The organism is Streptomyces sp. MB09-02B, assembly GCF_033794485.1.
GTDB lineage: Bacteria > Actinomycetota > Actinomycetes > Streptomycetales > Streptomycetaceae > Streptomyces.
This window is the reverse complement of the sequence record NZ_JARGEE010000124.1, coordinates 1-22143: the sequence shown is the minus strand read 5'-3', so window position 1 is coordinate 22143 and position 22143 is coordinate 1. Positions and strand designations below refer to the sequence as shown.

The window sequence follows — 22143 nt, the reverse complement described above, 5'->3', positions numbered from 1 at the left end:
CACCCGTGCCATCCGGGCCACCCGGGCCACCCGGGCCCTCCACCCCGCCGACCGCGCCCCCTGCCTGCTCCCGAGTCGCCAGATATGCCTGCGCCTCCCGGGGCCGCCGCCCCTCCGCCGCCTCGGCGAGCATCTGCTCGGCCTCGTCGGGGCCGGGCCGTACGGCGGGGTCCTTGCACAGCAGCGCGGCGATGACGGGCCCCAACGCCCCTGCGTCCGCCGGTTCCTCGACCTCCTCGCTCACCACGGCCTGCATCGTGGTGAGCGGAGTGGTGCGCCGGAACGGCGACTTGCCCTCCACCGCCGTGTACAGGGTGGCGCCCAGGGACCACAGGTCGGAGGCGGGCCCGGGCTCCTGGCCGCGTACCCGCTCGGGGGCGATGTAGTCGACGGAACCGACGATCTCACCGGTGCGGGTGATGGTGGTGTCGCCCTCGACCTGCGCGATGCCGAAGTCGGTCAGCATGACCCGGCCGTCCTCGGCGAGCAGCACGTTCCCCGGCTTCACATCGCGGTGCAGCACACCGGCCCGGTGGGCGGCCCGCAGCGCGCGCAGCACCCACACACCGATCCGCGCCGCCTCGCGCGCTTCCACCCGCCCCCGGTCGCGCACGGCGTCGGCCAGCGAGACGCCCTCGACCAACTCCATGACGATCCACGGCCGGTTGTCGTGCTCCAGCACGTCGTGCACGGTGACGACGGCCGAGTGGTTGATACGCGCCGCCGCGCGCGCCTCGGCCCGGGTCCGCCGCAACAGGATGGCCTGCTCGTTCTCCGAGACGTAGAGCGCGGCCGTCAACTCCTTGACGGCGACCGCCCGGTGCAGCACCTCATCGTGCGCACGCCAGACCCGTCCCATGCCACCGCTGCCGATGGTGTCGACGAGCCGGTAGCGCCCCGCGAGGAGCTGGCCCTGCATCTGATTCACGTTGCCCCGCAATGTTCTTGACAGGGTCAGAGTAGGGAGCGGCCCGCAGCCCGCGGAACCGGCCGGGCCGCACAGAGACCGCACTGTGACGGTTCTCGCTTCCGCGAACGGAGCGCAACCTTCCGCCGCCGACCCGAACAGCCACCGCCCCGACGAATGCCGCCGGTCGTCCGACCGCTCAGCCGGTCGCCTTGTACGTGGCCGCCGCCTGCTCGTACAGCCGGGTGACCTCGTCGCGCTCCGCCTCCGGCCCGCGCACCTGCACCACGTGGTACCGCCCGTCGAGGAGGATCGCGAGGTTCCGTACGAAGACGCCGCGCCCCTCCGAGTCCTGCCAGGTGAACTGCCCCTCGGCCGAGGTCACCCCGCCCACTTCGACCAGCCGCATACCGGTGGAGGTGGCCCAGGTCGAGTCGCGGAAGGGCTGCAACTCGCGCTCGTCCTCCCGCTGGTACTTCAGCGGGTCGCTGCCGTACGTCGCCGTGCTGTCCCGCCCGGGGACGACGATCAGCTCGAAGCCGCCCTGGGAGTAGACGATCTGGCCGCGCCCGTTCCTGCCTCCGCGGTCCCAGCCGGTGGCGACGGCGACCTGGAACCCCTCGGGGTCCTTGCGCAGGGTGAACCCCTGGGCGACCTCGGGGTCACCGGTCTGCGTCTGAGTGGACCCGGACGACTCCGACGGCGAGGGGCTCGCGTCGCTCTCGCCCTCCTCGCCACCGTCGGGCGAACTCGAGTTCTGACCGGGCCGGGAGTCACCGCTCGCCTCCGGCGCCGAACTGGGCTGCCCGACACTGTCCGTACGGCTGCCGGTGTCCCTGCCCTCACTGCTCGGCGTGGCCTTCGGCATGAACACCACGGCGTACGTGATGGCGGCGACCAGTGCGAGCAGGATCAGCAGGAGCAGGTTCCGGCCCAGCTTGCGGGGCTGGGGCCGCCGGTCCGGGCGAGCGCGCTTGTGGCGTGCGTGCGCGCTGGTCGCGGGCAGCCCGGCCCGCCGTCTGCGGACGAGTTCGCCCCGCCGCCGTATGATCGGCAGCCGGCTCGCGTCGACGGGCGGCGCGGGCACGACGTGCGTACCGGCCTCGGCTTCGGGCGCCGACCGCACCAGGGAGCGCAGCCAGCCGCGCAGTTCCTCGAAGTCCAGCCGTTCGGTGGGGTCCTGACGCAGCAGCGACTCCACGACCGGCCGCAGCGGTCCGCACTCCTCGGCGAACGCTGGCGGCTCGGCGCACACCATCTGCACCAGCTCGGCGGTGTTCTCCTCCGGGTACGGGGCGTGTCCCTGCACGGCCCGGAACAGCAGCGCGCCCAGCGCCCACAGATCCGTGGCCGGCCCGATCGGCGCGGCCAACTGCCAGTTCTCGTGCACCGGTCCGGCCTGTTCCGGCGCCCATCGCTCCGTGACCGGCCCCACGACGGCCATCCGCGCCTGCCGCGCACGCTCGGCCGCGAGCGCGGTCGCGGGCCCTCGTCGAGGAGCGGTCCCGGCACCGGCACCGCCCCAGGGGACGGCGTCCGTCACACCCGGGGGAACCGGCACGCCGGGCACGGCGTCGGTGTACACACCGCCGACCGTCCCGCCACCGTGGTGTCCACCGCCGACCGCGCCGCCACCGTATGACGCGTCGTCGACCGCGCCGCCGGGCGCACCATCGTCCCTCCCGCCACCGTACGGCGCGTCACCGGAGGCCCCGCCCCCGCCGTACGGCACACCACCAGCCGCACCTCCGCCGGTGTCGCCGAGGCCGCCCTTGGTTCCCGAGGTGCCCTGGGTTCCCGAGGTTCCGTGAGTGCCCGACGTGCCGTGAGTGCCCGACGTGCCTTGGGTCCCCGATATGCCGTGGGTGCCGCTGTCGTTCGTCCCGCTGTCGTTCGTCCCGCTGTCGCCCGCGCCGGGCGTGGTCGTCCCACCGCGCGGCAGGGCGCCGTGCCAGGCGCTCGTGGGGCCGCCGTTCGCGAGGACGCCGTAGGGGTCGGCGATCTGGTGGAGCGGCACCGGGCGGGCCACCCCGTCCGACGTCGCTCCGCCGTCCCGCCCTGTCCCGGGCGTCCCGTCCTGCGGCGCCGGCCGCTGCGCGGGCAACCCCGTGCCCGGCCCGCCACGCTGGTCGTCCTGCACACGGGCCGCGGCCCGCGCACCCGCCCGGTACGCCGCGATGGCACCCGCCCGCGCCGCCCGCGCGTCCCCGCCGGCCTCCAGCGCGCGCTGCCCTCCGGAGGGTTCCGCCCCCGGCGCCGCACTGCCGGCCCGCGCCTCTATCGCGGCCCGCCGAGCGGCCTCGGGATCCTCGACCACACCCCCGCGAACACCGCCCTGGGCGCCGCCGAACGTACCGCCGCCACCCCCGGGCAGCGCCCCACCACGGGCCCCGGGAACACCGCCCGGTGGCACCGGGACACGCCGGGCGTCCCGCACCCCGCCGGGCGGAACCGGGACCTGTCGCGGCCCCCGTCCTCCGCCGGTCCCCGCGACAGGCGCTCCGGCGCCGCCGCCGGGTGCCGCGGGCTGCGTGTCCTCGGCGTCCCGCGCGGGCACCGGGTCGTACCCGCACAGCGCCTCTTCCGCCGCCCCGACGGCCAGCCCGGTCAGCATCACCCGGCCGTCGTCACAGACCAGCACCGTGCGGGCGGTGATGTTGCGGTGGACCCAGCCGTGCGCGTGCAGCGCCCGCAGCGCGGTGAGCACGTCGGCGGCGACCTCGGCCGCGCGGTACGGCGTCAGCAGCTGCTCGGCGAGGAGCGCCTCCAGCGTTCGGGCGGACACCAGTTCGCTCACTATCCACAACGAGCCGCCTTCGGCGAACACGTCGAAGACCTGGTCGAGCCGAGGGTGGTCGGGGATCTGCGCGGCGGCCTGCGCGGCCTCGACGGCCCGCCGTACGGCGGGGTCGGTGGACCCGCGCGTGGCCCGGCCGGCCCCACGGCGCGCACCGCCGTCCCGCGCGACGTACCCCTCGGGCAAGCCGTCCGAGTCGAGCACCTCCGCCTCGACCACCTCGGGCAACGGCACCTGCCGTACCAGGACTTCCTGTCCGCTGTAGGTGTCGAAGGCGCGTATCTCGGCGGCGAGTTCGTACTCGTCGGAGGGCGGGAGCGGCAGGCGATAGCGGTCGGCGAGTACTCGCCCCCCGTATTCGTCCACAATGCCCTCCCCCGGCCGCCCGGTTGGTCAATTCCGCTCGCCCGGCGACCCGTTCCGTTCTGGATGCGTACCCGGTCCGCAGCCCTTCACGATACGTGCCGGAGGCAACTCACATTGACTCGATGCGATATCTCGTTCGTCTCGAATGCGCTCGAACGCATCCGATCTTCCCCGGAGGACCCGTCGCCGAACTCACCCGGCGGGCACAACTCCCGAAGCTGAGCTCGTACGGAGGCGCCCCGCCCCGGCTCGCGCACCCGCACGCCCCCGTGCGGCGCCCCGAACCGAGGCACGAGTCCGCAGAGAGCCCCCGCCCCCGACGCACCGGCGCACAACACCCGTCCGCACGCGCCCCTGCGCACACCGTCATGGGCGGACCCGCGACCGAGCCGCTACGCCCCTGTTCCCCTATGCCCGTATGCCCCTACGCCCCTACGCCTTCGGCTCGAACGTCTTCGTGAACGTCCGCCAGGTGTCCTTGCGCAGCTCACCGCTCCACTTCGCGGCCTTCGCGGTGTACATCAGCGCGTATCCCTGCTGCGAGTCGACGACGAACCCCCGGTCGATCGACCGGTTCTTCGTCCCGCTCTCCACGTAGGTGAACTCCCAGTCGGCCGCGTTCCAGCCCCGGTAGTCCACCGCCTCTATTCGGATCCGCTTGTACTGCGAACGCGTCATGTAGCGCTCCTGGTTCTTCCAGTCCGCGACCGGGTCGCTCTTGGGCGTGGACGTCCACCCGACGAGCAGCCGCTGTCCGTCGGGGCCGGAGAACCGGGCGCCCGCGGCATCCGTGGACTGGTACTTCCACCCGTCGGGCAGACCGATCGAGAACCCCTGGGCGCTCTTGTACGTCTCGGCCGCGATGTCGCCCGAGCCGGAGCCGTCACCGCTCACGGCTCCGTTCGCCCCGCCCGACGGACTCGGCGAACTGCCCCCGGCCCCATTCGACCCGGCGGCTTCCTCCGTCTGCCCGTCGGGGCTGGGGTCGGACCCCTTGTCCTTGTCGGCGTCCTCGCCCGTGCCCTTGTCCGCGTCCTTGCCGTCGGCGTCGCTCCCCGACGCCGAACCGCTGGACGTGGCCGCTTTGGTGTCAGTCCCCTTGCTGCCGGTCGAACTGCCGTCGTCGCCGCCGAGGGTGAGCACCAGGACGGTCCCGAGGACGACGAGGGCCACGGCCACGGCGATGAGCGCCAGCGTCCGCCGTGACACCACGTCCGTGATCGGCGCCCTGGGCACCGGCCGCGGCGGCAGGTCCGGCGGCGTCATCTCGGGCCACCCCGAAGTCCGCCCGGCCGAAACGGAGTTACCCGCGCCCTGACCGGCACCGCCGGCACCGCCGGCACGCGGCCCGGGCACCCCTGACGCCGGTTTGCCCGCCGTCCGCGCCGCGCCCCCGCCCGTCTTCGCGCTGTCGGCCCCGGACGACACCCCGACGGAAGCGGACCGCGTCGTCACGGCCGCTGGAGCCGCCGAGGGCGAGGACTTCGCACCGGCCCCACCGGAAACCGCACCGGAGACACCGCCCGAAGCCGCACCGGAAGCTCCTCGCGCGACGCCGGTTCCGGTGCCGGTTCCGGTGCCGGCTGCGGCCGCCGCGGCCCCACCGGCGGCCCCGGTTCCAGCCCCGGCCGCCCCCTTCCGCATGGACCACCTCGGCGCGCGAGCCCGCTCGCCACCACCGTCCTTGGCCCCGGACCGGGCCGAACCGCCGCCGGAACCGCCCTTCTTCGAGCGCTCCTCCGGCACCGGCGGCAACGGCACGACCCGCGTCGCGTCCACCGGCACGACGTCCTTCGGATCGGGCGCGTGGATCACGCTGTTGAGCATGGCCCGAGCACCGGCGTCGTCGAGGCGCCGCTCGGGATCCTTGGTGAGCAGGCCGAAGATGACGTCCTTCAGGGCCCCGGCACGCTTCGGCTGCGGCACCGGCTCGGTCATCACCGCGGTCAGTGTCGCTATGGCCGAACCCTTGTCGTAGGGCGGCACCCCCTCGACCGCCGCGTAGAGCAGACCACCGAGCGACCACAGGTCGGCGGCGGGCCCGGGCTTGTGCCCGCGCGCCCGCTCCGGCGAGATGTACGAAGGAGCGCCCACAAGCATGCCGGTCGACGTGATGGAGGGGTCACCCTCGACCTGTGCGATACCGAAGTCGGTGAGGACGACCCGGCCGTCGTGCTTGTCGATGAGCACGTTCGACGGCTTCACGTCCCGGTGCAGGATGCCCTCGCGGTGCGCGGCGCGCAGCACGTCGAGGATGGCGAGGCCCACCTCGGCGGCCCGCCGCGGTTCGAGGACGCCGTCCTCGCGGATGACCTCGGCGAGCGACTTGCCCTCGACGAGCTCCATCACGATCCACGGCCGGTCGTCCTCGTGGACGACGTCGAACACCGTCACCGCGGCGTTGTTGCGGATCCGTGCGATCGCCTTGGCCTCGCGGAGCGTGCGCGTGATGAGCCGCCGTTTCTCGTCCGCGTCGATGCTCGACGGGAACCTCAGCTCCTTGACGGCGACCGTACGGCCCAACGTCTCGTCCTCGGCACGCCACACCGTGCCCATACCGCCGCGACCGAGCACCCCTCCCAGCCGGTACCGCCCGGCGAGGAGACGTGCGTCCTTGTCCTGACGGGATTCCCCAGCCCGCTCCGCCTCCGACATGCGTCCCCTCATACAACCCGCCCTGACAGAGCCTCCATTGTCACCCACCCACACTTCACAACCGGGGCCCCGTTTCTGAGGCCGGCCCACCCCACGGAGCCCGTCCGGTGTTTGCGGAACTACAGCGGCACGATGTCCGGCGCCCCCAACCGCGCCGCGTCCGCCGTCAGGTCGTCCGGCTGCCGCTGCGACTCCCGCTCCGCCTCCACCCTCTTCTCGTAGTGCTGAACCTCCCGCTCGATCTGGTCCTTGTCCCACCCGAGCACGGGAGCCATCAACTCCGCCGCCTCGCGCGCACTGCGCGTCCCCCGGTCGAACGTCTCGATCGAGATACGCGTCCGCCGCGTCAGCACGTCGTCGAGATGCCGCGCCCCCTCGTGCGAGGCCGCGTACACCACCTCGGCCCGCAGATAGTCGTCGGCGGCCTGCAACGGCTCCCCCATCGTCGAATCGGCCGCGATCAGTTCGAGTACCTCCTCGGTCGCCGACCCGTACCGGTTCAGCAGATGCTCCACCCGCACCACGTGCAGCCCGGTGCTCGCCGCGATCCGCGCCCGCGCGTTCCACAACGCCCGGTACCCCTCGGCCCCCAGCAGCGGCACGTCCTCGGTGACACACTCCGCGACCCGCTGGTCGAGCCCGTGCACGGCGGCGTCCACCGCGTCCTTGGCCATCACCCGGTACGTCGTGTACTTGCCCCCGGCCACGACCACCAGCCCCGGCACCGGATGCGCCACGATGTGCTCCCGCGAGAGCTTGCTGGTGGCGTCGGACTCCCCCGCGAGCAGTGGCCGCAGCCCGGCGTACACCCCCTGCACGTCGTCCCGCGTCAGCGGCACCGCCAGGACCGAGTTCACATGCTCCAGCAGATAGTCGATGTCCGCGCTGGACGCCGCCGGATGCGCCTTGTCGAGGTCCCAGTCGGTGTCCGTCGTGCCCACGATCCAGTGCCGCCCCCAGGGGATGACGAACAGCACGGACTTCTCGGTCCGCAGGATCAGCCCGGTCGTGGAGTGGATCCGGTCCTTCGGTACGACCAGATGGATGCCCTTGGAGGCCCGGACGTGGAACTGCCCGCGCTCGCCGACCATCGCCTGGGTGTCGTCGGTCCACACCCCGGTCGCGTTGACGACCTGGCGGGCGCGGATCTCGTACTCCCCGCCGCCCTCGACGTCCTGCACCTTGGCCCCGACGACCCGCTCGCCCTCCCGCAGGAACCCGGTCACCCGCGCACGGTTGGCGACCTTCGCCCCGTACGACGCGGCCGTGCGCACCATGGTGGCCACGTACCGCGCGTCGTCCATCTGGGCGTCGTAGTACTGCAGCGCCCCGACGAGCGCGTCCTTCTTCAAGCAGGGCGCGACGCGCAGAGCGTGGTGACGGGTCAGGTGACGATGGATCGGGAGCCCGCGCCCGTGCCCGCGCGCCATGGACATCCCGTCGTACAGCGCGACGCCCGAGCCGGCGTACCACCGCTCCCACCCCTTGTGCTGCAAGGGATAGAGGAAGGGGACCGGCTTCACCAGATGGGGGGCCAGCCGCTCCAGCAGCAGCCCACGCTCCTTCAGGGCCTCGCGGACGAGGGCGAAGTCGAGCATCTCCAGATAGCGCAGACCGCCGTGGATCAGCTTGCTGGACCGACTGGAGGTACCCGACGCCCAGTCACGCGCCTCGACCAGGCCCGTGGACAGACCGCGGGTCACGGCGTCCAGGGCCGTGCCCGCACCGACCACCCCACCACCCACGACCAGCACGTCCAGCTCACGCTCGGCCATACCCGCCAGTGACTCGGCGCGCTGCGCCGGTCCCAGTGCCGCTGTCCTCACCGCTGCCTCCCGCTGTCCGTCGCGTCGGCCTCATCCGTCCATGCCCGTCAGGCGAGACCCAGCTCTTTCGTCGCTCTCGCATCCCCTGCCCAAAATTCTGACCGCGTTGCCCGAGTTCGGCCACCACCGGCCCCCAGCCTGTGGATAACTCCGCAGGACGCGCACAGAAAAACACTCTTGCAATCCCGCATATCGGTCATATTTCCGCCTAATGTGACATTGCGCTCGCTCATCCAGACCACCGGGCTTGCGCGTCTGTCCCGCTTCGGTTACTGGGAAGGACGGCCCCGCCATGCCCGCAGATCTCGCCGTGATCGGACTCGGCCAGTTGGGGCTGCCGCTGGCCCAGGCCGCCGTCGCCGCCGGCATCGCCACGCTCGGTTACCGCACCGGCCCCGACTCCGGTTCGCTCGCCCCCGGCGAACTGCGCCGCATGCTGGCCCGCGGCTTCAAGCCCACCACCAGCCCCGCCGAACTCGGCCGCGTCCGTACGGCGGTCATCTGCGCGCCCACCCCACTCGGCGCCGACGGTTCGCTCGACCTCACCCAGGTCGAGGAGGCCGCCCGCACCCTGGCCGCCCGGCTGCGCCCGCACACCACGGTCATCCTGGAGTCCCCGGTCCCCCCGGGCACCACCGGGGACCTCCTGCGCCCCCTCCTCGAAGAGGGCTCCGGCCTACGCGCCGGCCGCGACTTCCACCTCGCCTACTCCCCCGCGCGCGTGGACCCGGGCAACCGCGCCTACGGCCCCGCCAACATCCCCAAGGTGATCGGCGGCCTCACCCCCGCCTGCACGGAATCGGCGGCCGCCTTCTACGGCCGCCTCACCGACAAGGTGGTACGCGCGCGTGGCCTGCGCGAGGCGGAGACGGTCCACCTCCTGGAGACCAACTACCGCCACGTCAACATCGCCCTGGTCAACGAGATGGCCGCCCTGTGCAACGACCTGAACGTCGACCTCTGGGACGTCATCCGCTGCGCCGAGACCAAGCCCTTCGGCTTCCAGGCCTTCCGCCCCGGCCCCGGCGTCGGCGGCCACGCCCTCCCCCAGGACCTCGCGGGCCACGCCCCCCGCTCGCTCCGCATGGTCGAACTGGCGCAGCGCGTCAACCACCGCATGCCCCAGTACGTCGTCCAGCGCGCCGCCACCCTCCTCAACGAGCACGGCAAGTCGGCCCGGGGCGCCCGCGTCCTCCTGCTCGGCGTCACCTACAAGCCCGACGTCCCCGACCAACAGGGCACCCCCGCCGACGAGATCGCCCGCCGCCTCATCGAACTCGGCGCCCACGTCAGCTACCACGACCCGCACGTCCCCACCTGGAGCGTCCTCGACCGCCCCATCCCCCGCGCCGACTCCCTCTACGAGGCCACCGCCGACGCCGACCTGACGATCCTCCTCCAGCAGCACCGCACGTACGACCTCCAGGGCCTGTCGGTGAAGGCGCAACTGCTGTTGGACACCCGGGGGGCCACGCCCACGGGGGCGGCGCACAGGTTGTGAGAGGGGGCGCACGGCAAACCCCTGGCCTCCGGGGCCGCTGGCAGCCGCCCGCCTCCACCGGTACCGTACGGAAACAGGCGGAGCCCACCGCAGCGGTCACTGCGGCAGGCTCCCGGATGGTTCACGGAGTGTCCGCCCCTAGTCCGTATGGGGGCGGCCGCTCACCATCCGAAAAGCCGCAAGATCCACCTCCTCCGGCACTTCACCATCCGAAGACGGACTCGGTCCCAGCGGGTGGGCTTGCGGTGACGTCCCATGGGCGCCCCCTTCCACGACACCACCCATTGACCCGGTAGGCGGTCCGTCGGAATCGGGCCGGGCCCCGAGGGCGGGGTCCGGACCATGTCCTTGGAAGGGGGCTCCCAGCCGAACTGGGGCGCCGGACACGAACGTTATCGCCCGGCTACGCCCATTCGGCCCACATTCCTCCCCATCACCACCACGCGCCCCACCACCCACTTGGGCACACAAAAGGGCCCGGTCGCCCTCAGGCAACCGAGCCCCAAGCCCCGCTCAAGCCGAGCGCAGCGTCACCGCATGTGCGTCGAGTCCGCCACCGTCACCTCGACGCGCTGGAACTCCTTCAGCTCGCTGTACCCGGTCGTGGCCATCGCCCGCCGCAGCGCACCGAAGAGGTTCATGGAGCCGTCGGGCGTGTGCGAGGGCCCGGTGAGGACCTCCTCGACCGTGCCCACGGTGCCGAGGTCGACCTTCTTGCCGCGCGGCAGCTCCTCGTTCACCGCCTCCATGCCCCAGTGGTTGCCCTTGCCGGGCGCGTCCGTGGCACGGGCCAGCGGGGAGCCCATCATCACGGCGTCCGCGCCGCAGGCGATCGCCTTCGGGATGTCGCCGGACCAGCCGACACCGCCGTCCGCGATGACGTGCACGTACCGGCCGCCGGACTCGTCCATGTAGTCCCGGCGGGCGGCGGCGACATCGGCGACCGCCGTGGCCATCGGGACCCGGATGCCGAGCACGTTGCGCGTGGTGTGGGCCGCGCCGCCGCCGAAGCCGACGAGGACGCCGGCCGCGCCGGTCCGCATCAGGTGCAGGGCGGCCGTGTAGGTGGCGCAGCCACCGACGATCACGGGGACGTCCAGCTCGTAGATGAACTGCTTCAGGTTCAGCGGCTCGTGCGAACCGGAGACGTGCTCCGCCGACACGGTCGTACCGCGGATCACGAAGATGTCGACACCCGCGTCCACGACGGCCTTGGAGAACTGGGCGGTGCGCTGCGGCGAGAGCGCGGCGGCGGTCACCACACCGGAGTCGCGCACCTCCTTGATGCGCTGCCCGATCAGCTCCTCCTTGATGGGAGCGGCGTAGATCTCCTGGAGGCGGCGGGTCGCGGCCTCGTCGGGCAGGCCGGTGATCTCGTCGAGCAGCGGCTGCGGGTCCTCGTACCGGGTCCAGAGACCTTCGAGGTTGAGGACGCCGAGGCCGCCCAGCTCGCCGATGCGGATCGCGGTGGCCGGGGAGACGACCGAGTCCATGGGGGCGGCCAGGAACGGCAGCTCGAAGCGGTAGGCGTCGATCTGCCAGGCGATCGAGACCTCCTTCGGGTCCCGCGTACGGCGGCTGGGGACGACGGCGATGTCGTCGAAGGCGTACGCCCGGCGGCCGCGCTTGCCGCGCCCGATCTCGATCTCAGTCACGTCTGTGGCCTTTCCCTGATGCGTTCAGCGTCTACCAGTATCGCCGACGGGCACGACGAGGGCGGCCCCGGATGCACCGAGGCCGCCCTCACCAGGTCCGCTGTCTACTTACGGCTGTAGTTCGGCGCCTCGACGGTCATCTGGATGTCGTGCGGGTGGCTCTCCTTGAGGCCCGCGGAGGTGATCCGGACGAACCGGCCCTTGGTCTCCATCTCCTCGATGGTGGCCGCGCCCACGTAGCCCATGGTCTGGCGCAGACCACCGACGAGCTGGTGCAGCACGTTGCCCAGCGGACCGCGGTAGGGCACCTGGCCCTCGATGCCTTCGGGCACGAGCTTGTCGTCGGCGGCGACCTCGGCCTGGAAGTAGCGGTCCTTCGAGTACGACCTGGCCTGGCCGCGGGACTGCATCGCGCCGAGCGAGCCCATGCCGCGGTAGGACTTGAACTGCTTGCCGTTGATGAACTGCAGTTCGCCGGGGGACTCCTCGCAGCCCGCGAGGAGGCTGCCCAGCATCACGGTGTCGGCGCCTGCGGCGAGGGCCTTGCCGATGTCGCCGGAGTACTGCAGGCCGCCGTCGCCGATGAGCGGGACACCCGCCGGGCGGGCGGCGAGCGAGGCTTCGTAGATGGCGGTGACCTGCGGGACACCGATACCGGCGACCACCCGGGTCGTACAGATCGAGCCGGGGCCCACGCCGACCTTGATGCCGTCGACGCCGGCGTCGATCAGGGCCTGGGCGCCGTCGCGGGTGGCGACGTTGCCGCCGATCACGTCGACGGAGACGCTCGACTTGATCTTCGACATCCAGCTCAGGGCGTTGCTGTTGTGACCGTGCGAGGTGTCGACGACCAGGAAGTCCACCCCGGCCTCGGCGAGGGCCTGGGCGCGCTCCAGGGCCTCCGGGCTGGCGCCCACGGCGGCGCCGACGATCAGCCGGCCCTCGGAGTCCTTGGCGGCGTTCGGGTACTGCTCGGCCTTGACGAAGTCCTTGACCGTGATGAGGCCCTTGAGGATGCCCGCGTCGTCGACCAGGGGAAGCTTCTCGATCTTGTGGCGGCGCAGCAGCTCCATGGCGTCCGCGCCGGAGATGCCCACCTGGCCCGTGACCAGTGGCATCGGGGTCATGACCTCGCGCACCTGACGGGAGCGGTCGGTCTCGAAGGCCATGTCGCGGTTGGTGACGATGCCCAGCAGCTTCTTGTTGCCGTCGGTCACCGGGACTCCGCTGATGCGGAACTTGGCGCACAGGGCGTCGGCCTCGCTGAGCGTGGCGTCCGGGTGCACGGTGATCGGGTCCGTGACCATGCCGGATTCGGAGCGCTTCACGAGGTCGACCTGGTTGACCTGGTCCTCGACGGAGAGGTTGCGGTGCAGCACGCCGACGCCGCCCTGGCGGGCCATCGCGATGGCCATGCGGGACTCGGTGACCTTGTCCATCGCCGCCGAGAGCAGCGGGATGTTGACCCGGACGTTGCGGGAGATGCGGGACGAGGTGTCGACCGCGTTCGGGAGCACCTCGGATGCGCCCGGCAGCAGCAGCACGTCGTCGTAGGTCAGCCCGAGCGTCGCGAATTTGTCGGGCACTCCGTCGACGTTGGCAGTCATGACACCTTCTCCAAATGGCCTTGATCGGTGCGGATGTCCATGCTAACGGGAAGCGCGGGGCACACATTCCACGGTACGAAGTACGGCCGGGCTTCGTATGTTCGTACGGAAAAGGCGCCCCGCCTGTTCATGCGGGGCGCCCTGGGAGCCGTACGGTCACTGCTCGGCCAGTGCCCGGAGCCTGCTCAGTGCCCGGTGCTGTGCCACGCGGACCGCGCCCGGTGACATCCCCAGCATCTGTCCGGTCTCCTCGGCCGTGAGCCCCACCGCGATCCTCAGCAGCAGCAGCTCGCGCTGGTTCTCCGGGAGGTTGGCCAGGAGCTTCTTGGCCCACTCGGCGTCGCTGCTGAGCAGGGCGCGCTCCTCGGGGCCGAGGGAGTCGTCGGGACGCTCCGGCATCTCGTCGGAGGGGACGGCCGTCGACCCGGGGTGGCGCATCGCGGCCCGCTGGAGGTCGGCGACCTTGTGGCCGGCGATGGCGAAGACGAACGCCTCGAACGGCCGTCCGGTGTCCTTGTAGCGCGGCAGCGCGAGGAGGACGGCGACGCAGACCTCCTGCGCCAGGTCCTCCACGAAGTGCCGCGCGTCGCCGGGCAGCCGGGACAGACGGGTGCGGCAGTAGCGCAGCGCCAAGGGGTGGACATGGGCGAGCAGATCGTGCGTGGCCTGCTCGTCCCCGTCGACCGCGCGATGCACGAGCGCACCGATCACTGTCGTCTCGTCGTCGCGCATCGGTCCATGGTGCCTTGCGGCCGTCCGGTCCGTGGCGCCACGTCCATGGTTGTGCACCGAAGCGTTATGAGCAGGCGCGCCGGAACTCATCTCCTGCGCCCTCCCCTCCCGCTCGTTCGACTGCTCCCCTAGGGACTCCACACCTCAAGGATGCGGCATCCGCGGCGAAACGAGCAGCGGGCACCCGGCGGATCGTCTCGTCACCCCCGCCGGCCGTGCGGCAGGCGGGGCTTCTCCCTCGTGGGGGACCACCCCCGGCACGGTCCACTCAGCGGACCAGACCCCAGCGGAAGCCGAGTGCCACCGCGTGGGCGCGGTCCGAGGCGCCGAGCTTCTTGAACAGGCGCCGGGCGTGGGTCTTGACCGTGTCCTCGGAGAGGAACAGCTCGCGACCGATCTCGGCGTTGGAGCGGCCGTGACTCATGCCCTCCAGGACCTGGATCTCACGCGCTGTGAGCGTCGGCGCGGCGCCCATCTCGGCGGAGCGCAGCCGGCGCGGGGCGAGCCGCCAGGTCGGGTCGGCGAGGGCCTGCGTCACCGTGGCGCGCAACTCCGCGCGGGAGGCGTCCTTGTGCAGATAGCCCCGCGCTCCGGCGGCGACCGCGAGGGCCACGCCGTCCAGGTCCTCGGCGACGGTGAGCATGATGATGCGCGCCCCGGGGTCGGCGGACAGCAGCCGCCGTACGGTCTCGACGCCGCCCAGACCGGGCATGCGTACGTCCATCAGAATCAGGTCCGAGCGGTCGGCCCCCCAGCGGCGGAGGACTTCCTCGCCGTTGGCCGCCGTGGTCACGCGCTCGACGCCGGGCACGGTCGCCACCGCGCGGCGCAGCGCCTCTCGGGCAAGCGGGGAGTCGTCGCAGACGAGGACGGATGTCATGGCCGCCCTCCGCAGCTGATGCGCGTCACCTTGAGCCTCCAGGCTGGTACGAAATCGTCACCTGTGCGGTCGACACTCACGAGCGGACACGAACGCCTGCCCGAGCGCTTGTTCCTTCAACCGCCTCCGCCCGTCTCAACGACGGTCACTCGAAAGAGTTACGGGATGGCTGGCCACCTTCGGCACTCTACGTGAGGGGGCGGACACGGTGCAGTGATGCGCAGGGACCCTCAACGTTTCATCACAACCTATGCCCCATTCAGACGTTTTTGTTCCCATTTATTGGTGTCTGAGGCTAGATTCGCAATGAGTCATATTTTCATCTCCTTAGATAGTCGATGTACGGTCATGGGCAACATCTCCTCCCAGAACGGCAACAAGGGGACACGCAATGGCAGATTTCTCCCGCCTTCCCGGACCGAACGCTGATCTGTGGGACTGGCAGCTCCTCGCGGCCTGCCGTGGAGTCGACAGCTCGCTCTTCTTCCACCCCGAAGGAGAACGCGGTGCGGCACGGAGCGCTCGTGAGAACTCGGCCAAAGAGGTCTGCATGCGATGCCCGGTACGCGCGCAGTGCGCGGCCCACGCGCTCGCGGTGCGCGAGCCGTACGGCGTGTGGGGCGGGCTGACCGAGGACGAGCGCGAGGAGCTCATGGGCAGGGCCCGCCACCGGCTGGTGACGGCGTCCGCGTCCGGGAGCGAACCCGGTTCGGACACCTGAAAGAACGTTTCTTCAGCACCGGGCACCAAGTGCCGTGCCCCAGGCGTCAGCGTGCGGCCGCTCCGGCCAGCCGGTCCAGCGTCGCCGCGACCGTGGGCACCAGAGCCAGGTCCGGCAGGGTGAGCGCCACGATCTCCCGGTGCACCACCGGCTCGACCGACACCGTGCGCACCCCCTTGGGACGTACGGACTCCACGGCCAGCTCCGGCAGCACGGCGACCCCCAGGCCCGCGCCCACCAGCCCGACCACCGCCGGGTAGTCGTCGGTCGCGAAGTCGATCCGGGGCGTGAAGCCCGCGCTCTCGCAGACCCGCACCAGCTGCCCCCGGCAGCGCGGGCAGCCGGCGATCCAGGATTCACCGGCGAGCTCCCCGATGCCGATGGAGCGCGCGCGGGCCAGCCGGTGCCCCTGCGGGACGAGCCCGACGAGCCGGTCCGTGAGCAGCGGGCGTACGACCAGGTCGTCCCACTCCCCCTCCTCGGCTCCGGCCGCGCCCTCGTAGCGGAAGGCGAGCGCGATGTCGCATTCGCCGTCGCGGAGCATCTCGACCGAGCGCGGTGGTTCGGCCTCCTCCAGGGAGACCCGGGTGCCGGGGTGATCGGCGCGCAGGGCCGCCAGGGCGGTGGGCACGAGGGTGGAGCTGCCGCTGGGGAAGGACACCAGGCGGACCCGTCCGGCGCGCAGCCCGGCGATGGCGGCGACCTCCTCCTCCGCCGCGGTGAGCCCGGCGAGGATGCCGGCCGCGTGCCGTACCAGCGCCTCGCCCGCCTGGGTCAGCCGCATCTCGCGGCCGGTGCGGACCAGCAGCGGGGTGCCGACGGAGGATTCGAGCGCCTTCATCTGCTGGCTGACGGCGGGCTGGGTGCAGCCGAGTTCCCGTCCGGCCGCCGAGAAGGAACCGGTGGCGGCGACGGCGCGCAGGACACGGAGATGGCGGGCCTCGATCACGCGGTCGAGCATAAGCGGGGCTTGGGTCGCGTGCCGGATATTGCATCGACGCTTTGACCGGCGTCCGCCTACCGTGCCCGTATGAAGCTTCTGTCACTAAATGTGGGGCGTGCCAAGGCCGTCGACGTCGTGGAGGAGTCGAAGAAGGTCACGGGCATCGACAAGCGGCCGGTGGACGGGCCGGTGCGGGTGGCGGCGCCGGGGCCCAAGGGGGTCGGTGCCAGCGGGGTGGCCGGGGACGCGGTGTGCAACACCGAGCACCACGGCGGCGACGACCAGGCGGTCTACGCCTTCGCGCGCGAGGACCTGAACGACTGGGAGCGCGAACTGGGCCGCACCCTGCCCAGCGGCGTCTTCGGCGAGAACCTCACCACCGAGGGCCTCGACGTCTCCGGCGCCCTCATCGGAGAGCGCTGGCGGATCGGCGCCGAGGTGGTCCTGGAGGTCACGTCCGGTCGCGTCCCCTGCCTCAACTTCCAGCAACATCTGGGCGAGCGGCAGTGGGTCAAGCGCTTCACGCGCCAGGGCGCGCCCGGCGCGTATCTGCGGGTGATCCGGCCGGGCGAGATCAGCGCGGGTGACCCGATCGAGATCGTGCACCGGCCCGGCCACGACGTCACCGTGGCTCTCGTCTTCCACGCCACGATGAACGAACACGAGCTGCTGCCAAGGCTGTTGGCGGCGGGGGATGCGCTGCATCCGGAGCTGCTGGTGGTAGCGCGGAAGTACGTGGCGAAGCACGGGTGACGGGCCGGTCCGGGGCAGGGAGCGGGTGAAGCCGCCATGCGGGTCCGGGTGTTCACCGAGGTGCCCGCGAAGTCGCTGGTGAACGTGCGGTGGAGCAAGCGGACCCGCACAGTCCCGGTCACTACGCTTGCGCCATGACAACGGCTCTGATTACGGGATCGACCGCGGGGATCGGTGCCGCCTTCGCGCGGCGGCTGGCGGCGGACGGGCACAACCTGGTGCTGGTGGCGCGTGACACCAAGCGGCTGCGGGAGCAGGCGACCGAGTTGCACGACCGGCACGGCATCGAGGCGGAGGTGCTGACGGCGGACCTCGCGACGGACGACGGCATCGAGTCGGTGGCCCGGCGGCTGGCGGACCGCAAGAACCCGGTCGACCTGCTGGTCAACAACGCCGGCTTCGGCAACAAGGGCCGTTACCTCGACGTCTCCATGGCCGACGAGCTGCGGATGCTCAAGGTCCACTGCGAGGCGGTCCTGCGCCTCGCCTCGGCGGCCACCGAGGCCATGCGCGAGCGCGGCCGGGGCGGTGTGGTGAACGTGGCCTCGGTGGCCGCCTTCGTGCCGCGCGGTACGTACGGGGCGTCGAAGGCGTGGGTCGTGCAGTTCACGCAGGGTGCCGCGCGCGATCTGGCCGGTACCGGGGTGCGGCTGATGGCGTTGTGTCCCGGCTTCGTCCGTACCGAGTTCCACGACCGGGCCGGCATGGGCACCGACAACATCCCTTCCTGGATGTGGCTCGACGCCGACAAGCTCGTCACCGCCGCCCTCGCGGACCTCTCCCGGGGCCGGACCGTCTCGATCCCGGACCCCCGGTACAAGGCCCTGATGGGTGTGGTGAAGGTGGTGCCGCGCGGGCTGCTGGGCGGGATCAGCTCGAAGACGGGACGGAAGTACGGGCCGCGGTAGACGGGAGTACGGGCCGCGGTGGGCGGAAGGACAGGCCGCGGTGGCGGGCCCCCGATACGGCCCAGCGGGTGAGAGGGCGGCGGCTCGGCGGGACAATGGAGCTGTTCATCCGGACCCAGGGGGGTCGGGAGGCGGTGTGTCATGACATTCGTGCAGCTCATCGACTGCAGGACCAGCCGGTTCGACGAGATGAACCGGCTGATGGACACCTGGGTGGAGCAGACCAAGGGAAAGCGGACCGCGACGCACAGCGTGATCGGCAAGGACCGCTCGGACGGCTCCCACTTCGTGGAGATCGTGGAGTTCCCGTCGTACGAGGAGGCGATGCGCAACTCCGGGCTGCCGGAGACGGAGCGGATCTTCCAGGAGATGGTGGCGCTGTGCGACGAGATGCCCACGTTCACCGATCTGGACGTGGTGCGCGACGAGCAGTTGTACGCGGCCACCGCGCGGCGGTTCTTCGAGACCCTGGCGACCGAGGGTGAACTGCCCCCGTTCAACGACCTGGTGGTGGAGGACTACCACGACCACGGCAACGAGCCGGACACCCTGGGCCTCGACGCGTTCCGGCGGGAGGCCGAGATGTGGCGGGCGGGCTTCGACTTCTCCTTCACCGTCGACGACCAGATCGCCCAGGGCGACCGGGTCTGCACCCGCTGGAACTGGAACGGCCGGCACAAGGGCGAGTTCCTCGGCATCGCGGCGACCGGCCGGGACGTCACCATGACGGGGACGACGATCCACCGGTGCGTGCCCGACGGACGGATCGCCGAGGCGTGGTGGGAGTACGACCGGCTGGGGCTGATGCACCAGCTGGGGGCGCTGGACGCGCTGGAGCAGTAGCCGCAGTATCCGCGGGATTCGCGGGATTCGCGGGATCCGTCGGGCTCATGAGCCGGCTCATGGGGAAGCCCCCGTTCCGCAGGGCGGAACGGGGGCTTCCCTCGGCGTGACGGTGTCTCAGTGGGCGTGGCCGTGACCGCCGTGGCCCGCGTCGGCCGGCTCCTCTTCCTTCTTCTCGACGACCAGGGTCTCGGTCGTGAGCAGGAGGGAGGCGATGGAGGCGGCGTTCTCCAGGGCGGAGCGGGTGACCTTGACCGGGTCGATGACGCCGGACTTGACCAGGTCGCCGTACTCGCCGGTGGCGGCGTTGAAGCCCTGGCCCTTGTCGAGCTCGGCGACCTTGGAGGTGATGACGTAGCCCTCCAGGCCGGCGTTCTCGGCGATCCAGCGCAGCGGCTCGACGGCGGCCTTGCGGACGACCGCGACACCCGTGGCCTCGTCGCCGGTCTTGCCGAGGTTGCCCTCGAGGACCTTGACGGCGTGGACGAGCGCGGAGCCACCACCGGAGACGATGCCCTCCTCGACCGCGGCGCGGGTCGCGGAGATGGCGTCCTCCAGACGGTGCTTCTTCTCCTTCAGCTCCACCTCGGTGGCGGCGCCGACCTTGATGACGCACACGCCGCCGGCCAGCTTCGCGAGGCGCTCCTGGAGCTTCTCGCGGTCCCAGTCGGAGTCCGTGTTCTCGATCTCGGCCTTGATCTGGGCGACGCGGCCCTGCACGGCACCGGAGTCACCGGCGCCGTCGACGATCGTGGTGTCGTCCTTGGTGACGGTGACGCGGCGGGCGGAGCCGAGCACGTCGAGACCGACCTGGTCGAGCTTGAGGCCGACCTCCTCGGAGATGACCTCGGCGCCGGTCAGCGTCGCCATGTCCTGCAGCATCGCCTTGCGGCGGTCGCCGAAGCCGGGGGCCTTGACGGCGACCGCGTTGAAGGTGCCGCGGATCTTGTTGACGACCAGGGTCGACAGGGCCTCGCCCTCGACGTCCTCGGCGATGATCAGCAGCGGCCGCGAGGCGTTGGACTGGATGACCTTCTCCAGCAGCGGCAGCAGGTCGGCGATGGCGCCGATCTTGCCCTGGTGGATGAGGATGTACGGGTCGTCGAGGACGGCCTCCATACGCTCCTGGTCCGTGACGAAGTACGGCGACAGGTAGCCCTTGTCGAAGGCCATGCCCTCGGTGAAGTCCAGCTCCAGGCCGAAGGTGTTGGACTCCTCGACGGTGATGACACCGTCCTTGCCGACCTTGTCCATCGCCTCGGCGATGAGCTCGCCGACCTGGGCGTCCTGGGCGGACAGACCGGCGACGGCGGCGATGTCGGACTTCTCGTCGATCGGGCGGGCGGTCGCGAGGAGCTCCTCGGACACGGCCTTGACCGCGGCGTCGATGCCCTTCTTCAGGGCGGCCGGGGAAGCACCGGCGGCGACGTTCCGCAGGCCCTCGCGGACGAGCGCCTGGGCCAGCACGGTGGCGGTGGTCGTACCGTCACCCGCTACGTCGTTGGTCTTGGTCGCCACCTCCTTCACCAGCTGGACGCCGAGGTTCTCGTACGGGTCCTCGACCTCGACCTCACGGGCGATGGTCACGCCGTCGTTGGTGATGGTGGGGGCGCCGAACTTCTTGTCGATGACGACGTTGCGGCCCTTGGGGCCGATCGTCACCTTGACCGTGTCGGCAAGCTTGTTGACGCCGCGCTCGAGGGCGCGACGGGCGTCCTCGTCGAACTTCAGGATCTTCGCCATGGGAGCGGTTCAGCCCTCTCGGAAAACGTGGGTGAAACGAACTGCGCCCCCGACGCCCGGCTGATTAGTGGTCGCGGGGGCCAAGGGCGCAGCTCAAAAGCAGGTGCTTCGGTGAGGAAGCGGGGTGAATTACTTCTCGACGATCGCGAGCACGTCGCGAGCCGAGAGGACGAGGTACTCCTCGCCGTTGTACTTCACCTCGGTGCCGCCGTACTTGCTGTACAGCACGATGTCGCCGACGGAGACGTCGAGCGGCAGCCGCTGGCCGTCCTCGAAACGGCCCGGACCCACGGCGAGGACGACGCCCTCCTGGGGCTTCTCCTTCGCGGTGTCCGGGATGACCAGGCCAGAGGCGGTGGTCTGCTCGGCGTCGAGCGGCTGGACCACGATGCGGTCCTCGAGCGGCTTGATGGCAACCTTGGAGCTGGTGGTCGTCACGATCCGACCTCCCCCTTCGGAGATCTCACGGGGTTAACTGTCTGAGGTGGCGACCAGGTGGATCCGTCGTCGCGGGTGCCGGACCTGCCCGTCGCGTTGTTGGCACTCTCCAGGGGGGAGTGCCAGACCTGAGACTATGACCGCGATTAGCACTCGGTCAAGCGGACTGCTAATCGAGCGGGTTGCGGCGGGCGTCGGGGGGCCGTCGGAGGGGACGCCGGAGGGGCCGTCGGAGGGGACGCCGGAGGGGCGTCAGAGGTAGTCCTCCAGGCGGCCGACGGTCAGGCCCTGCTCCTGGATACGGCGCAGCAGCCGGGTCGTCATCTCCGTGAGGGTGGTGCCCTTCAGCTGGTCCGGGCCCCGGAATCCGGCGAGGACGATGTCGCCGGGGCGGAGGTGGTCACCGACGGCGTAGCGGAGGTCGTGGATCTGCATGGACGCGCGCCACAGGACGACCGCGGAGAGGCCGCAGCCGGCGGCGGCGCGGAGCGTGGTGGTGTCGTGGACGCCGTAGGGCGGGCGGAAGAGGGTCGGCCGGACGCCGAAGCGCTGTCTGAGCTTGTTCTGCTGGCCGCAGATCTCGTGTTTCTGGGCTGCGTACGGCAGGCCGCGCAGGGCGGTGTGGTCGAGCGTGTGGTTCTGCACGGTGGCGCCGACCGCCCGCAGCCGCGCGAAGTGGCCGTAGCCCGGTCCCACGACGCTGTCCGTCAGGAACATGCTCACCGGCAGCCTCAGCTCACGCACCATGTCCACGAACCGGGGGTCCCGCTCGGCCCCGTCGTCGTAGGTGAGGAAGACGACCTTGTCCCGGGTGGGGACGCGATCGACGACGGGCAGGGGCCCCGACCCGGCCGCGCGGGGCAGGGGG

17 protein-coding genes are annotated in these 22143 nt (G+C 71.4%); 5 read left to right on the top strand and 12 right to left on the bottom strand.

Going from position 1 to position 22143, the window contains the following annotated elements; translation table 11 throughout:
- The 4 genes from P1P70_RS19120 to P1P70_RS19105 all read right to left on the bottom strand — a co-directional run.
- On the bottom strand, positions 1–919 hold a 919-nt coding region (locus P1P70_RS19120), incomplete at its 3' end, for a serine/threonine-protein kinase (protein ID WP_319239172.1).
- 187 nt (positions 920–1106) lie between these two features.
- Positions 1107–4070 (bottom strand): protein kinase, encoded by a 2964-nt coding sequence (locus P1P70_RS19115; protein WP_319239169.1) that lies wholly within the window; start codon positions 4068–4070, stop codon positions 1107–1109.
- A gap of 432 nt (positions 4071–4502) precedes the next feature.
- Complete coding sequence (locus P1P70_RS19110) at positions 4503–6725, bottom strand: serine/threonine-protein kinase (protein WP_319239166.1); 2223 nt, start codon at positions 6723–6725, stop codon at positions 4503–4505.
- A gap of 119 nt (positions 6726–6844) precedes the next feature.
- Positions 6845–8551: a glycerol-3-phosphate dehydrogenase/oxidase gene (locus tag P1P70_RS19105; protein WP_319239163.1), complete on the bottom strand. Its 1707-nt coding sequence runs from the start codon at positions 8549–8551 to the stop codon at positions 6845–6847.
- Between the two features lie 292 nt (positions 8552–8843).
- Between P1P70_RS19105 and P1P70_RS19100 the strand changes: the two genes are divergently transcribed.
- Positions 8844–10052, top strand: a complete 1209-nt coding sequence (locus P1P70_RS19100) for a nucleotide sugar dehydrogenase (RefSeq protein ID WP_319239160.1) — start codon at positions 8844–8846, stop codon at positions 10050–10052.
- 530 nt (positions 10053–10582) lie between these two features.
- Here the strand turns inward: P1P70_RS19100 and P1P70_RS19095 are convergent.
- From P1P70_RS19095 to P1P70_RS19080, 4 genes are all read right to left on the bottom strand, one after another.
- Entirely contained in the window at positions 10583–11707 is a 1125-nt protein-coding gene (locus tag P1P70_RS19095; protein WP_319239157.1) for a GuaB3 family IMP dehydrogenase-related protein, read from the bottom strand.
- Between the two features lie 104 nt (positions 11708–11811).
- Positions 11812–13314 carry an IMP dehydrogenase gene (gene guaB / locus P1P70_RS19090; protein ID WP_319239153.1) on the bottom strand — a complete coding sequence of 501 codons (1503 nt, stop codon included), beginning with the start codon at positions 13312–13314 and terminating at the stop codon, positions 11812–11814.
- 156 nt (positions 13315–13470) lie between these two features.
- Positions 13471–14046, bottom strand: coding sequence for a sigma-70 family RNA polymerase sigma factor (locus P1P70_RS19085; RefSeq protein ID WP_005481141.1), 576 nt, complete (start codon positions 14044–14046; stop codon positions 13471–13473).
- Between the two features lie 268 nt (positions 14047–14314).
- Positions 14315–14926 (bottom strand): response regulator transcription factor, encoded by a 612-nt coding sequence (locus tag P1P70_RS19080; protein ID WP_003948568.1) that lies wholly within the window; start codon positions 14924–14926, stop codon positions 14315–14317.
- 391 nt (positions 14927–15317) lie between these two features.
- On the opposite strand from P1P70_RS19080, the gene P1P70_RS19075 reads away from it, so the two are divergent.
- Complete coding sequence (locus P1P70_RS19075; protein ID WP_319239151.1) at positions 15318–15647, top strand: WhiB family transcriptional regulator; 330 nt, start codon at positions 15318–15320, stop codon at positions 15645–15647.
- 46 nt (positions 15648–15693) lie between these two features.
- On the opposite strand, the gene P1P70_RS19070 is transcribed toward P1P70_RS19075, so the two are convergent.
- Complete coding sequence (locus tag P1P70_RS19070) at positions 15694–16596, bottom strand: LysR family transcriptional regulator (RefSeq protein WP_319239148.1); 903 nt, start codon at positions 16594–16596, stop codon at positions 15694–15696.
- Between the two features lie 81 nt (positions 16597–16677).
- Between P1P70_RS19070 and P1P70_RS19065 the strand changes: the two genes are divergently transcribed.
- The 3 genes from P1P70_RS19065 to P1P70_RS19055 all read left to right on the top strand — a co-directional run bounded on the left by P1P70_RS19065 (position 16678) and on the right by P1P70_RS19055 (position 19094).
- The gene (locus P1P70_RS19065; RefSeq protein WP_319239145.1) at positions 16678–17343 is read left to right on the top strand and encodes an MOSC domain-containing protein; all 666 of its coding nucleotides are present in this window, start codon (positions 16678–16680) and stop codon (positions 17341–17343) included.
- A gap of 134 nt (positions 17344–17477) precedes the next feature.
- Positions 17478–18251: an SDR family oxidoreductase gene (locus P1P70_RS19060; protein WP_319239143.1), complete on the top strand. Its 774-nt coding sequence runs from the start codon at positions 17478–17480 to the stop codon at positions 18249–18251.
- Positions 18252–18392: 141 nt separating this feature from the next.
- The gene (locus P1P70_RS19055) at positions 18393–19094 is read left to right on the top strand and encodes an ester cyclase (RefSeq protein WP_319239140.1); all 702 of its coding nucleotides are present in this window, start codon (positions 18393–18395) and stop codon (positions 19092–19094) included.
- A 117-nt stretch (positions 19095–19211) separates the two neighbouring features.
- On the opposite strand, the gene groL is transcribed toward P1P70_RS19055, so the two are convergent.
- From groL to P1P70_RS19040, 3 genes are all read right to left on the bottom strand, one after another.
- Positions 19212–20837, bottom strand: a complete 1626-nt coding sequence (gene groL, locus P1P70_RS19050; RefSeq protein ID WP_045559493.1) for a chaperonin GroEL — start codon at positions 20835–20837, stop codon at positions 19212–19214.
- Positions 20838–20966: 129 nt separating this feature from the next.
- Entirely contained in the window at positions 20967–21275 is a 309-nt protein-coding gene (groES, locus tag P1P70_RS19045) for a co-chaperone GroES (protein WP_033527131.1), read from the bottom strand.
- A gap of 252 nt (positions 21276–21527) precedes the next feature.
- The coding region (locus P1P70_RS19040) for a polysaccharide deacetylase family protein (RefSeq protein ID WP_319239137.1) at positions 21528–22143 on the bottom strand (616 nt) is incomplete at its 5' end.

Bases quoted from the DNA above. Each gene is read 5' to 3' on its own strand.
- P1P70_RS19110 (WP_319239166.1), bottom strand. From the start codon at position 6,725: ATGTCGGAGGCGGAGCGGGCTGGGGAATCCCGTCAGGACAAGGACGCA.
- P1P70_RS19100 (WP_319239160.1), top strand. From the start codon at position 8,844: ATGCCCGCAGATCTCGCCGTGATCGGACTCGGCCAGTTGGGGCTGCCG.
- guaB (WP_319239153.1), bottom strand. From the start codon at position 13,314: ATGACTGCCAACGTCGACGGAGTGCCCGACAAATTCGCGACGCTCGGG.
- P1P70_RS19085 (WP_005481141.1), bottom strand. From the start codon at position 14,046: ATGCGCGACGACGAGACGACAGTGATCGGTGCGCTCGTGCATCGCGCG.
- P1P70_RS19080 (WP_003948568.1), bottom strand. From the start codon at position 14,926: ATGACATCCGTCCTCGTCTGCGACGACTCCCCGCTTGCCCGAGAGGCG.
- P1P70_RS19075 (WP_319239151.1), top strand. From the start codon at position 15,318: ATGGCAGATTTCTCCCGCCTTCCCGGACCGAACGCTGATCTGTGGGAC.
- P1P70_RS19065 (WP_319239145.1), top strand. From the start codon at position 16,678: ATGAAGCTTCTGTCACTAAATGTGGGGCGTGCCAAGGCCGTCGACGTC.
- P1P70_RS19060 (WP_319239143.1), top strand. From the start codon at position 17,478: ATGACAACGGCTCTGATTACGGGATCGACCGCGGGGATCGGTGCCGCC.
- P1P70_RS19055 (WP_319239140.1), top strand. From the start codon at position 18,393: ATGACATTCGTGCAGCTCATCGACTGCAGGACCAGCCGGTTCGACGAG.
- groL (WP_045559493.1), bottom strand. From the start codon at position 20,837: ATGGCGAAGATCCTGAAGTTCGACGAGGACGCCCGTCGCGCCCTCGAG.